Annotated in this window: 11 protein-coding genes; 10 read left to right on the top strand and 1 reads right to left on the bottom strand. The window is 64.7% G+C overall.

From position 1 onward, the window contains the following. Positions 1–233: 233 nt before the first annotated feature. The gene (locus EJV47_RS10250) at positions 234–1,775 is read right to left on the bottom strand and encodes a hypothetical protein (protein ID WP_126693066.1); all 1,542 of its coding nucleotides are present in this window, start codon (positions 1,773–1,775) and stop codon (positions 234–236) included. Between the two features lie 495 nt (positions 1,776–2,270). Here EJV47_RS10250 and EJV47_RS10245 point away from each other — a divergent pair, with 495 nt between their 5' ends. The 10 genes from EJV47_RS10245 (at position 2,271) to EJV47_RS10200 (ending at position 12,095) form a co-directional block, all read left to right on the top strand. Then, positions 2,271–3,170 (top strand): branched-chain amino acid transaminase, encoded by a 900-nt coding sequence (locus EJV47_RS10245; protein WP_126693065.1) that lies wholly within the window; start codon positions 2,271–2,273, stop codon positions 3,168–3,170. Positions 3,171–3,394: 224 nt separating this feature from the next. Beyond that, positions 3,395–4,561, top strand: a complete 1,167-nt coding sequence (locus EJV47_RS10240) for a 2-isopropylmalate synthase (RefSeq protein WP_126693064.1) — start codon at positions 3,395–3,397, stop codon at positions 4,559–4,561. Between the two features lie 196 nt (positions 4,562–4,757). Beyond that, positions 4,758–6,197 carry a 3-isopropylmalate dehydratase large subunit gene (gene leuC, locus EJV47_RS10235; RefSeq protein ID WP_126693063.1) on the top strand — a complete coding sequence of 480 codons (1,440 nt, stop codon included), beginning with the start codon at positions 4,758–4,760 and terminating at the stop codon, positions 6,195–6,197. 13 nt (positions 6,198–6,210) lie between these two features. Continuing rightward, positions 6,211–6,807, top strand: a complete 597-nt coding sequence (gene leuD, locus EJV47_RS10230; RefSeq protein ID WP_126693062.1) for a 3-isopropylmalate dehydratase small subunit — start codon at positions 6,211–6,213, stop codon at positions 6,805–6,807. Next, the gene (leuB, locus tag EJV47_RS10225) at positions 6,795–7,916 is read left to right on the top strand and encodes a 3-isopropylmalate dehydrogenase (protein ID WP_126693061.1); all 1,122 of its coding nucleotides are present in this window, start codon (positions 6,795–6,797) and stop codon (positions 7,914–7,916) included. The genes leuD and leuB overlap by 13 nt, the downstream gene beginning before the upstream one ends. Before the next feature lie 190 nt (positions 7,917–8,106). Continuing rightward, positions 8,107–8,835, top strand: coding sequence for a nucleoside deaminase (locus EJV47_RS10220; RefSeq protein ID WP_126693060.1), 729 nt, complete (start codon positions 8,107–8,109; stop codon positions 8,833–8,835). 81 nt (positions 8,836–8,916) lie between these two features. Next, positions 8,917–9,186, top strand: a complete 270-nt coding sequence (locus EJV47_RS10215) for a hypothetical protein (protein WP_126693059.1) — start codon at positions 8,917–8,919, stop codon at positions 9,184–9,186. A 236-nt stretch (positions 9,187–9,422) separates the two neighbouring features. Then, positions 9,423–10,487 carry a fatty acid desaturase family protein gene (locus EJV47_RS10210; protein ID WP_126693058.1) on the top strand — a complete coding sequence of 355 codons (1,065 nt, stop codon included), beginning with the start codon at positions 9,423–9,425 and terminating at the stop codon, positions 10,485–10,487. A 136-nt stretch (positions 10,488–10,623) separates the two neighbouring features. After that, positions 10,624–11,460 (top strand): helix-turn-helix domain-containing protein, encoded by an 837-nt coding sequence (locus EJV47_RS10205; RefSeq protein ID WP_126693057.1) that lies wholly within the window; start codon positions 10,624–10,626, stop codon positions 11,458–11,460. A 53-nt stretch (positions 11,461–11,513) separates the two neighbouring features. Beyond that, positions 11,514–12,095, top strand: coding sequence for a DUF1772 domain-containing protein (locus EJV47_RS10200; RefSeq protein ID WP_126693056.1), 582 nt, complete (start codon positions 11,514–11,516; stop codon positions 12,093–12,095). Positions 12,096–12,129: the final 34 nt, after the last annotated feature.

Here is a 12,129-nt window from a genome sequence, read left to right as displayed (position 1 = left end):
ACGGGTTTGCGTCTGTCATCCTGAGCAGAGCGAACCGAAGGTCGGCGTAGCCAAGGACCTTCCTCGCACCCTGCACCATCTGAAAAGCGCAGCCGCTAACGTTCTATCGTTGGTGGCTGCGCTTTACCGTTTCAGCCAACTAGCGTCTGCACGTTGGCATTTGCGGCGTTGCGTGGTTCGAGGAAGGTCCTTCCTTCGTCAGGATGACGTTCTGTTTTGCTCCGTGCAACCGCCTACTTCATCCGGGCGAATTTCCGCCGCATGATGTCCTCCACTGGTACGTCCTCAATCTTGCTTTCCAGCCAGGAAATGATGTCGAGGTAGAGGAAGGGGCGCCGCTCGTAGGGGTTGTCGGATATGGCCAGCAGGCGGTTTTTTAGCTCAATAAAGGCCTCCTTGAGCTGGTGCGGGGCCAGCCGCCCGGCCGTGCGCAGGAAGCGGAAGATTTCCACCTGCATCTGCTGCTGCTCGTTCATCTTGCCCAGAAAGCGGTACACCGAGCGAATCTGGTACTCCAGCATTTCGTCCTGCCCGGCCTCGTAGTGCGCAATCAGGTTCAGGATGCGGGCAAAGCACTGAATGTCCTCGCGCAGGGTCACGTCGCGGTACTGAATGATTTTGTTCAGGTACTCGATGGCCTTGCGGTAGTGCCCGCTGCCGAAGTACAGGCTGGCAATCTTGTAGTAGAAAATCAGCCGGCGGTGCAAATCGAGCTGGGGCTGAAAGAGGACCAGCTTTTCCAGCAGCTCCGGCATCAGCTGCAGGCTGGCCGTAAAGCGCCCTTCCAAGAACGCCGCGTTGATTTTGTGGGTGTAGATGTACTGAAACAGCAGCACGTCGGTATTGGGCGTGGACCGGGTGAGCGTGGCGGCAAATGCTTCGAGCTTCGCCAGCACCCGCACGAATTTGCTGTAGTACAAGAGGTTGTAGAGGGCCGCCAGCAGGTTGTGCAGGCCTTTGATGTAGAGCATGGGCTGCTGCTCCATCATGTCGGGGGCCTGCTCAAACAAGTCCACCCACTTCTGCGCGTAGCGGTAGCCGGCCCGGAAATCCTGGACGATGGTGGAGTACCACACCTGGGCCTGGTAGTAGTACAGCCGCTCGTAGAAGCCCCCGTGGCTGACGTCGATGCCGGCCAGCGCGGCCTGAAAGCGGGCCGTAATCCGCTCGGCATCCGGCTGGCTGCGGGCGTGGCCCACGCGCAGGTACAGCCCGTACATGCGCAGGGCCACGTTGGAGAGGCGGTGCAGCTGCGTCACGTGCTGCACCGTGTCCAAGGACTCGGCCGACAAATCCTCGGCCCGGCCGCGTAGGCTGCGCGTGATGTACTGGGCTTCGATGAGCTTTTCGAAGTCGAGGGCAATGAGGGCCACGTGGGGCAGCCGGGCCTGCTGGGCCTGCTGCTTGGTGCGCTCCAGCATGCGCAGGGCCTGCTGGTAGAAGCCCTTGTTGTAGAGCACCCGGGCGTAGTCGAGCTGCTCGTGCAGCTGAATGTCCACGTTCTGGCCGGCGTGGTAGGCACGCAGGCTGCTGAGCAGCTGCCGGTACAGGCTGGCTTTGAGGTTGGCCAGCTGCACCTTCTTGATGGCCGGCACCTGCGCCAGAATGCGCTCCTCGTCGTACTGCGCGAGGCCGTCGAGGGCGTCGAACAGGCGCATGAACTTCAGATCCTCGCCGGTGCCGGGCCGGCCGGCAAACAGCCGAAAATGCCGCTTTTCGGTGCGGGTGAGCGACTTAACGAGCTGAAAAACGGGGTCTATACTGCCGTTGGGCATTGTAGCGGGGTTTGGGGCAAGCTGCTGTTAGCAAGATGATTGGCGGGTGAATAGTTGCGCTTGGAAATAGTAGCCACGCGGAAAAGTGGTTTTTGCGGCGCCGGGGCGGGCGTGTTCTTGCGGGCAGCATTCGGGTAGCGCCGCCGGCCGGCCAACTTCTTCACGCCCACGCCGCTGTACCCGCTGGCAATGGCCACGCGGGGGGCGCAAGCTAAGGAGGAAGCCGGCCGCCGCTGCTACCCGCCAGCCAGAAAATAATTCGCCGCCCCTGTCCACCAGCCCGTGCGGAGCGCCGCTCACCGCTCCGCACGCGCCCACCGGCCTTTGCCCCATGCCCGCCGCGCTGTATCTCGTCGTCCACCTCATGCTGCCGCGGGCCACGGGCTGACAAATGGCTTGCTCTTTTGCCCATCAGAATCTGCCTTTCGCCGCCCGTACCGCGCGCCGAAAGGCTTTTTGCTTTCCACCTGCCCCCTTTTAACGCACCCCGCTTACATGTATTTTACCAGCAACACCGTCGCTTTTGTCGACGGAGAGTTTGTCGCGGCCGAGCAGGCTTCGGTCGGCGTCTACGCCCAGTCTCTGCACTACGGCTACGCCGTGTTTGAGGGCCTGCGCGCCTACCACACGCCCGGCGGCACCCGCATCTTCAAGCCCCAGGAACACTTCGAGCGGTTTCACTACTCCTGCCAGGCCATCGGGCTGCCGCTGAACTACTCGGTGGCCGAGCTGACCGAAATCAGCTACCGCCTGCTGGAAATCAACGGGCTCTCGGACGCCTACATCCGGCCGCTGGCCTACGCGGCCACGCCCAACATGACCCTGAAGTGCGCCGCCGCCGGCAACCTGCTCGTGGCCGTGTGGGACTGGGGCAAGTACCTCGGCGACCAGTCCCTGCGCCTGACCATTTCGCCCTATGAGCGGCCCAACCCCAAGGCCGTGCCCATTGAGGCCAAAGTAGCCGGGCACTACGCCAACTCCATCATTGCCAGCTCCGAGGCCAAGGGCCGGGGCTTCGACGAGGCCCTGCTGCTCGACATGCACGGCTACGTGGCCGAGGGGCCCGGCGCCAACTTCTTCTTCGAGCGCGACGGGGAGCTGTTCACCCCGCCCGCCGGCAGCATTCTGCGCGGCATCACCCGCAACACCATCATCGATTTGGCCCGCGAAGCCGGCATCCGGGTGACGGAGAAGTTCTTCCGCCCCGAGGAGCTGCGCGGGGCCACGGGCGCCTTCATGACGGGTACCGCCGCCGAAGTGGTGGGCGTGGCTTCCGTCGACGACATCGTGTTTGAAAAGCCCTTCAGCCAGACCCTCGGGGCCGGGCTGGCCCGCCTCTACACGGCCCTGGTGACGGGGCAAACGGTGGCAGCCGGCGCCGAGGCGACGGAATAACAGCCCGCCGCAAACGCTGCAATCCAACTTCGTAAGGCTAACCGTGCCAGGTTAAGGTGCGGTTAGCCTTTGTATTTTGGGCTGGCGTATGATGTTGTTTATTAAACGGTTAAGCGGCGCTGTTCTCGTTTTGGAAATAGTAGCACCCGCCAAAAATAGTTTTCCTGCCCTGCGTCTGCCCGTGTTCTTGCGGCCTGCAATCCGCTGAACCGAACCCTTAGCTCATGGCAGCTCAGAAAGTACAGATCTTCGACACCACCCTGCGCGACGGGGAGCAGGTGCCGGGGTGCAAGCTCAACCGCGAGGAAAAGCTCGTCATTGCCGGCCAGCTCGAGCTGCTGGGCGTCGACGTCATCGAAGCCGGCTTCCCCGTGTCCAGCCCCGGCGACTTTGCCGCCGTGCAGGCCATTGCCCGGCAGGTCAAGGAGGCCACCGTCTGCGGCCTGTCCCGCGCCGTCGAAAACGACATCCGGGTAGCGGCCGAGGCCCTGCGCGGCGCCCGCCGCCCCCGCATCCACACCGGCATCGGCACCTCCGACTCCCACGTGCAGTTCAAGCTGCAGACCACCCGCGAAGACGTGCTGCGGCGCGCCGTGGCGGCCGTGAAGCTGGCCAAGAGCTTCGTGGAGGACGTGGAGTTTTACGCCGAGGACGCGGGCCGCACCGACAACGAGTTCCTGGCCCGCGTGTGCGAGGCCGCCATCCGGGCCGGGGCCACCGTGCTCAACATCCCCGATACCACCGGCTACTGCCTGCCGGCCGAGTACGGGGCCAAAATCCAGTACCTGCGCGAAAACGTGACGGGCATCGAGGGCGTCACGCTCTCCACCCACTGCCACAACGATTTGGGCATGGCCACGGCCAACTCCATTTCGGGCGTGCTGCACGGGGCCCGGCAGATCGAGTGCACCATCAACGGGGTAGGAGAGCGGGCCGGCAACACGGCCCTGGAGGAAGTGGTGATGATTATGCGCCAGCACCCCTACCTGAACCTGCACACCGGCATCAATACCCGGCTGCTGGCCGAAACCTCGGCCATGGTGGCCCACCTGATGAGCATGCCGGTGCAGCCCAACAAGGCCATCGTGGGCGCCAACGCCTTTTCGCACTCCAGCGGCATTCACCAGGACGGTGTCATCAAGCACCGCGAAACCTACGAAATCATCGACCCGCGCGAAGTGGGCGTGGCCGATTCCTCCATCGTGCTGACGGCCCGCTCGGGCCGCGCGGCCCTGGCCTACCGCCTGCAGAAGCTGGGCTACGATTTGGAGCGCGCCGCCCTCAACCAAGCCTATGCCTCCTTCCTGGCGCTGGCCGACCACAAAAAGGAAGTGGTTGACCAGGACCTGCACGTGCTCATTGAACAGCAAAACCTCGTCACAGCCGGCTAGAACGTCACCATCAGCCCGTCATGCCGACTCCTAAAAGAACGTCATGTCGAGCTTGTCGAGACATCTCGCATGCTGACTTCCACAAGTAATCTTCTCGTCCAGCCAGGAATTTACTACCAGCCATCAGCACGCGAGATGTCTCGACAAGCTCGACATGACGGCCCGATAAATTCTGTACCATCCCACCCCGCCCACCATGCCCAAAACTCTCGTCGACAAAATCTGGGACGCGCACGTGGTCAGCTCCATTGCGGGCGGCCAGGACGTGTTTTACATCGACCGGCACCTCATCCACGAAGTCACCAGCCCGCAGGCTTTCGACGAATTAGAGGCCCGCGGGCTGCCGCTGTTTCGCCGGGAGCAGATAGTAGCCACGGCCGACCACAACGTGCCGACCCGTAATCAGCACCTGCCCATCGAGGAGCCTTTGTCCCGCTCGCAGGTGGATAAGCTGACGGAAAACTGCCGGAAATACGGCGTGGAGCTGTACGGGCTGGGCCACCAGCGCCAGGGCATCGTGCACGTCATCGGGCCGGAGCTGGGCCTTACGCAGCCGGGCATGAGCATCGTCTGCGGCGACTCGCACACTTCCACCCACGGCGCGTTCGGGGCCATTGCCTTCGGCATCGGTACCAGCCAGGTGGCCCAGGTCATGGCCTCGCAGTGCCTGCTGCTGAGCCGGCCCCGGCGCATGCGCATCACCGTCGACGGCCAGCTGCGCCCCGGCGTGACGGCCAAGGACCTGATTCTCTACATCATTGCCCAGCTCGGCACGGGCGGGGCCACCGGCTACTTCGTGGAGTACGCCGGCGAGGCGGTGCGCAGCCTGACGATGGAAGGCCGCATGACCGTCTGCAACATGAGCATCGAAATGGGCGCCCGCGGCGGCCTCATTGCCCCCGATGAAACCACATTTGCCTACCTGCAAGGCCGGCCCCACGCCCCGCAGGGGGCGCGCTGGGAGCAGGCCGTGGCTTACTGGCAGACGCTTTACTCCGACGCCGACGCCACGTTCGACGCCGAAATCCGCTACGACGCGGCCGACATCCGGCCCATGATAACCTACGGCACCAACCCGGGCATGGGCATTGCCTTGAGCGCACCCATTCCGCTGACGGCCGCCGAAGGCGAAGAGACTGGCTTCGGCAAGGCGCTGCAGTACATGGGTTTCCAGCCAGGCGAGTCGCTGCTGGGCAAGCAGATCAGCCACGTCTTCATTGGCAGCTGCACCAACTCCCGCATCGAGGATCTGCGCGCGGTGGCCGCCTACGTGCGCGGCAAGCAGAAGGCCCCGCACGTGGAGGCCATCATCGTGCCCGGCTCCAAGGCCGTGGAGCAGCAGGCCCGCGCCGAAGGCATCGACCAGGTGCTGGCCGCCGCCGGCTTCGAACTGCGCGAACCGGGCTGCAGCGCCTGCCTGGCCATGAACGAGGACAAGATTCCGGCCGGCGCCTACTGCGTGTCGACCTCCAACCGCAACTTCGAGGGCCGGCAGGGCCCCGGGGCGCGCACCCTGCTGGCCAGTCCGCTGGTGGCTGCCATTACCGCCGTCGAAGGCCGGCTGGTCGACGTGGCCGCCGTGCTCGAAACCGCATCTGCCACCCAGCCGGAAGCCGCCCTGGCCGCCAGCGCGTAAGCCGCCTTTGCCCATGGAAAAGTTTGAAATCCTGCGCTCCGGCGCCGTGCCGCTGCCCATCGAAAACGTCGACACCGACCAGATTATCCCGGCCCGCTTCCTGAAGGCTACCTCGCGGGAAGGCTTCGGCGAAAACCTGTTCCGCGACTGGCGCTACACCGCCGACGGGCAGCCCCGGCCCGACTTCGTGCTGAACAATGCGCGCTACAGCGGGCAAATCCTGCTGGCGGGCAAAAACTTCGGCTGCGGCTCCTCGCGGGAGCACGCCGCCTGGGCCCTCTACGACGCGGGCTTCCGGGTGGTCATCAGCAGCTACTTCGCCGACATCTTCCGCGGCAACGCCCTGAACAACGGCCTGTTGCCCCTGCAAGTATCGGAAGAAGTGCTGCAGCGCCTGCTGGCCGAAGTGGAGCGGGAGCCCGGCACCGGCTTCATCGTCGATCTGGCCGCGCAGCAGCTCTACGTGCCGGTGTGGGAGCAGAGTATCGGCTTCGACATTGACCCCTACAAAAAGGAGTGCCTGCTCAACGGCTACGACGACATCGATTTTCTGGTCAATCAAAAAGAGGCCATTGCGGCCTACGAAAAGCAACGCGTATGGGCGTATTAAGCAAGAAAATTACCGTGCTGGCCGGCGACGGAATCGGCCCCGAAGTCTGCCGCGAGGCCCTGAAGGTGCTCGACGCGGTGGCGGAGCGTTTCGGCCACGAGTTCGAGTACGACCACCAGCTGATGGGCGCCTGCGCCATCGACGCCACCGGCAACCCGCTGCCCGACGCGACGCTGCAGGCCTGCTACCACGCCGACGCGGTGCTGCTCGGCGCCATCGGCGACCCGAAGTACGACAACGACCCCAGCGCCCCGGTGCGCCCCGAGCAAGGCCTGCTGCGCCTGCGCAAGTCGCTGGGTTTGTTTGCCAACATCCGCCCCGTCACGGCCTACGACGTGCTGCTGGACCACTCGCCGCTGCGGGCCGAGCGCATCCAGGGCACCGACATGCTCATCTTCCGGGAGCTGACCGGCGGCATCTACTTCGGCCAGAAAGGCCGCACCGAGGACGGCTCGGCCTACGACCACTGCACCTACTCGCGCGAGGAAATCGAGCGGATTGCCCGGCTGGCCTTCCAGGCCGCCGAGACGCGCCGCGGCCACCTTACCCTCGTCGACAAGGCCAACGTGCTGGAAACCTCCCGTCTCTGGCGCGAAGTGGTGCAGCAGCTGGCCCCGGAGTACCCCGCGGTGCAGGTCGATTACCTGTTCGTCGACAACGCGGCCATGCAGGTGATTCTGAACCCGAAGCAGTTCGACGTCATCCTGACCGAAAACATGTTCGGCGACATTATTTCGGACGAAGCCTCGGTTATTGCCGGCTCCCTGGGGCTGCTGCCCTCGGCTTCGGTGGGCAGCTCGGTGGCCTTGTTCGAGCCCATTCACGGCTCCTACCCGCAGGCGGCCGGCAAGGGCATTGCCAACCCCATTGCCACCATCCTGTCGGTGGCCATGCTGCTGGAGCACTTCGGGCTGCTGCAGGAAGCCGATACGGTGCGGGCGGCCGTGCAGAAAGCCCTGCACGACGGCGTGCTCACGCCCGAGCTGAACGCCGACCAGCCCCACACCACCGAGCAGGTGGGCAGCTACATTGCCTTCCAGGTGGCCGAGCGGCTGGAGTCGCCGCTGTACCGCGAAAACATTGAGGTGGGCCTGAGCACCATCATCTAAGAAAAAGGGGAGAGGGAAAGCCCCGCGGCCGGTGGACTTGCGTCAGGGTTGACGACGCAGGGCCGCCGGCCGCTTCGTTTTCGGGCGGCGGTGTGCGGGCCAGGGCCCCGGCGCGGGCGTACCTTCGCGGCAAATCAGCAAGCCGGGCGGGCCGCCTTTGGGGACGGTCCGCAGGCCCGGCGCACAAGGCATGAAAGCACTGCTACCCCTGGCCGGCGCGCTGCTGGCCGCGCCCGTTCTGGCGCCCCCGCCGTCGACGCCCGCGCCCCTGACGGTGCAGCAGGAGCGGGACCAACTCTACGCCTGGCTGGCCTACGCCGTGGTGTACCAGGACTGGCAGACCACCGCCCAGCGCGACTCCAGCCGGGGCTTCAACATCGGCTCGGTGCTGGTGAATGCCGACGGCTACGTGGTGCACTGGGGCCGCAACTCGGTCAACGCCACGCGCAACCAGACCCAGCACGGCGAAGTGCGGCTGATTCAGAGCTACCTGGAGCGCACCCGCCAATATGCCCTGCCGGGCTACACTATCTACACCACGCTGGAGCCCTGCGCCATGTGCTCGGGCATGATGACCTTGACCCAGGTAACGCGCACCGTGTTCGGGCAGCGCGACCCGGATTACGGCGCGGCCCTGCAGCGCCTGCAGCTCGATTCGCGTGCCTGCAGCCCCGCCGGCTACGGCCCGTACCCCCGCACCGTGCAGGTCAGCCAAGCTCCCGATGCCATTTCCAGCGCCATCGACTCGGCCTACGCCCGGTACCGGGGCAAGCGCATTGTGGATTTCCTGGCTGCGCCTGCCACGCGCGTCCTGTACGCCCGGGCGGCGGCCCGCATGCAGCGGTACCGGGCCCAGTACCCGGCCAACCAAGTCCGGCTCGACAGTGCGCGGCGCTTTCTGGCCCGCCTGCCGCAATAGCGGTAGGGCTGGGGGCAGCTGGACCGTAACCCTGGCCGGCGGCGGCAGTACACCAAACTTCAGCCCTTACCGCTTCCTGCCATGTCCGATTTCGCCGCCAACAACAACCAGCTCGTCCGCTACCAACTCACCATCCCGGCCATGACCGCCCCCGACGCCCTGGCCGCAACCCGTAGCCTGCTGCAGCAGCAAGGCCTGGTGGTCGACCGGATAGAGCCCGGTGAGGCGGTGGTAGCCTCCGCCACCGGTACCGAGCCGGATTGGGAAAACCTCAAAGGCGTGCTGCAGACGGCGGGCTACCCCATTACGCACAGCACCACGCTGGACGAAGGGGAGGAGGCGCAGCGGTAGTCTGCTCAAAAAAATAATTCGCGCCCGAAAACCGGGCTCAACGATTGGGTTTACTCTTTTCGGCAACCGGGCGCGGGGCTACCCCGCGGCGGCTGAACTACCCCAGGCTGCGCACCGTTGGAATAAACGTAACTCGCGGCAGAAACGCTGCCGCCAGAGTTGCGACCTATCGTCGGAGGGGTTCTTCGGCCCGGCCTCGGCGCCTTATGGCGGCCGGGGCGCATCACCCTTGCCGAATGTCCCTTCCCAAATTCGCCGCCCCGCGTTCCTTTCACGCGGAGCTGAAACGCCGTATCAGCCTCCACTTCGAAACCACTGGCAAGCCTACCACCGGTAGCACCGGCCTGCTTTCCAAGGCCGCGCTGCTGCTCACCGGCTTCGTTGTGCTGTACGTGCACCTGGTGTTCTTTACCCCGCCCGCCGCCCTGGCCCTGCTCGAAGCGGTGCTGCTGGGCGGCGTCATTGCCGCTATCGGCTTCAACGTGATGCACGACGGGGCCCACGGCTCCTTCTCGCAGCACAAGTGGCTGAACCACTTCGCCGCCTTCACCCTGAACGTGCTCGGCGGCTCATCCTTCATGTGGAACATGAAGCACAACGTGGTCCACCACGCCTACACCAACATCGACGGCGTCGACGACGACATTGACGTGCAGCCCTGGATGCGCCTGAGCCGCACCCAGAAGCGCTACCGCCTGCACCGCTTCCAGCACCTCTACTTCTGGTTCCTCTACTGCATGCTCTACCTGTCGTGGATTTTTGTGATGGATTACCAGAAGTACTTCCGCCGCAAAATCGGCTCGGTGGCGCTGAAGCCGATGGCCCTGAGTGACCATCTGGTGTTCTGGGGCTTCAAGGTGCTCAACCTCGCGCTCTACGTGGCCCTGCCCATCTACACGCTGGGTTTCCTGCCCTGGCTGGTCGGCTTCCTCACCATCACCTGCGTGGCCGGCTTCGTACTGAGCCTGGTGTTCCAGTTGGCCCACACCGTGGAGCACACCGCCTTCCCGATGCCGGACGAAGCCTCGCGCAAGATGGACGACGAATGGGCCATTCACCAGATCAAGACCACGGCCAATTTTGCCACCAACAGCCGCGTTATCAGCTGGCTGGTCGGCGGGCTGAACTTCCAGGTGGAGCACCACCTGTTTCCCAAGATTTCGCACGTGCACTACCCAGCCATCAACCAGATCATCAAGCAGGTGTGCCAGGAATTCGATGTAGCCTACAACGAATTCCCGCGCATGCGCTCGGCCGTGCTGTCGCACGTGCTGTTCCTGCGGCAGATGGGGCGGGCTTAGTCAGGCCGCTTGCGGCATCTCATCAACGGCCGGCGCTTGCGTCGGCCGTTTTTACTTGGCCCTCACATGGTTATGTGGTTGGTTTTGGTAGTAAGCCGAGGCGTCTTTGGGTTATTTTGCAGAATAGCCCGCCCTCATGGAGCAATTCTACCTCGTTCCGCCCCATTCTCCGCTGCGCGACACGCTGCGCCACTGCTGGCAGATGAGCCGGCAGGCCGCCGCCCGGGCGCACGAGACGATTATTCCCAAGGGCCTGGTCGAGGTCATCTTCAACCTCAACGATGAGGAGCCGGTAGCGGCCCAAATCGAAGCGCGTGCCTTCCAGTTGCCGCGCTGCTTTCTGAGCGGCTTCCACTCGGTGCCGGTGCAAACCTGGATGCCGCGCCGACACGCCCTGTTCGGCATGGTGCTCCACCCCACGGCCGTAGCCAGCCTGTTCCGGGTCGAGGCTGCCGACTTTGTTAACCAGTGCCTGGATCTGACGCTGGCCTGCCCGCCTTTGCGGGAGCTGGGGGAGCAACTGCTGGACGCGGCTGATTTCGCGCAGCGGGTGCAACTGGTGCAGCAGTGGCTGCTGCGGCGTCGGCCCGAGCCCACGGCCCAGGAGCGGCTGCTGAACCAGTACCTGAACGCGGCCGCTGCCCCGGGCTTGTCGGTGCCGGCCCTGGCCGAGCAGCTCTGCTACTCGCCGCGCCAGCTTACGCGCCGGCTGCGGGCCCTGACGGGCATGAACGCCGAGCAAACCCTGCTCTACCAGAAATACCGCCACGCCACCGGGCTGATGCACCGCACCGACTGGTCGCTGACGGAAATTGCCCACGCCTGCCAGTTCACCGACCAGGCCCACTTTAGCAAGACCTTCCGCAGCTTCACCCAGCTGGCGCCCCGCGAGTACCGCCGCCGCAAAAGCCACCTGCCGGGCCACCTCTTCGCCGATGTGCTGGAAAGCGGAATGTCCGTTACGTACAAGTAGGCGGCCGGACCGCGGCAGACCTTTGTGATACATCAACCAACCCCACAAAGGCTATGAAAACCACCCCCGCCCCGTCCCTGCGCGCCCAACTGGGCCGCACCCTGTTCTCCCTGGCCTTCATCAGCTGCGGCGCCGTGTTGGGCGGCAGCCTCTACCAGATGGTTGCCGAAGTGCCCAACTGGTCGACCAATCCGGCCGAGGAGCTGCAGGCCTACCGGCAGTTCTTCCGCTTCTCGCACGCCGGCTATTTCTTCCAGACGCTGGTGCCCTTCACCCTGCTGAGCCTGCTGGCCGCCACCGCCCTGCTCTGGAACCAGGGCCGCGCCCTGCGCCGCCCGCTGCTGCTGTTGCTGGCCGGCCTGGTAGTGAATGAGGTCTTCACCTTCGCCTACTTCATGCCCCGCAACCTGGTGCTGTTTCTGCCCTCTACGGCCAGCATCGATGCGGATACGGTGAATACCATGGCCCGCGAGTGGCAAATGGCCAACTACCCGCGCCTGGTCGTGACCCTGGGCATCGTCTACACCTTTCTGCGCACCCACCGCCTGCTGAGCTGGCTGCCCGAAACCAAGGCCGCTGCCCACGCCGGAGCTACCCGACCCGCCGCCGAGCTGCGCCCCGAGCTGACGCACTAAGTTCTTGCCTGCCCTTTTTCTTGCCTTACCCGCT

The organism is Hymenobacter gummosus, assembly GCF_003970915.1.
Taxonomy (GTDB): Bacteria; Bacteroidota; Bacteroidia; order Cytophagales; family Hymenobacteraceae; genus Solirubrum; species Solirubrum gummosum.
This window is presented reverse-complemented; position numbering and strand designations above follow the sequence as displayed.

What these genes read in the sequence shown, in the direction of transcription:
- EJV47_RS10245 (WP_126693065.1), top strand. Translation starts at nt 2,271, where the DNA reads ATGTATTTTACCAGCAACACCGTCGCTTTTGTCGACGGAGAGTTTGTC.
- EJV47_RS10210 (WP_126693058.1), top strand. Translation starts at nt 9,423, where the DNA reads ATGTCCCTTCCCAAATTCGCCGCCCCGCGTTCCTTTCACGCGGAGCTG.
- EJV47_RS10200 (WP_126693056.1), top strand. Translation starts at nt 11,514, where the DNA reads ATGAAAACCACCCCCGCCCCGTCCCTGCGCGCCCAACTGGGCCGCACC.
- EJV47_RS10205 (WP_126693057.1), top strand. Translation starts at nt 10,624, where the DNA reads ATGGAGCAATTCTACCTCGTTCCGCCCCATTCTCCGCTGCGCGACACG.
- leuC (WP_126693063.1), top strand. Translation starts at nt 4,758, where the DNA reads ATGCCCAAAACTCTCGTCGACAAAATCTGGGACGCGCACGTGGTCAGC.
- leuD (WP_126693062.1), top strand. Translation starts at nt 6,211, where the DNA reads ATGGAAAAGTTTGAAATCCTGCGCTCCGGCGCCGTGCCGCTGCCCATC.
- EJV47_RS10220 (WP_126693060.1), top strand. Translation starts at nt 8,107, where the DNA reads ATGAAAGCACTGCTACCCCTGGCCGGCGCGCTGCTGGCCGCGCCCGTT.
- EJV47_RS10215 (WP_126693059.1), top strand. Translation starts at nt 8,917, where the DNA reads ATGTCCGATTTCGCCGCCAACAACAACCAGCTCGTCCGCTACCAACTC.
- EJV47_RS10250 (WP_126693066.1), bottom strand. Translation starts at nt 1,775, where the DNA reads ATGCCCAACGGCAGTATAGACCCCGTTTTTCAGCTCGTTAAGTCGCTC.
- EJV47_RS10240 (WP_126693064.1), top strand. Translation starts at nt 3,395, where the DNA reads ATGGCAGCTCAGAAAGTACAGATCTTCGACACCACCCTGCGCGACGGG.
- leuB (WP_126693061.1), top strand. Translation starts at nt 6,795, where the DNA reads ATGGGCGTATTAAGCAAGAAAATTACCGTGCTGGCCGGCGACGGAATC.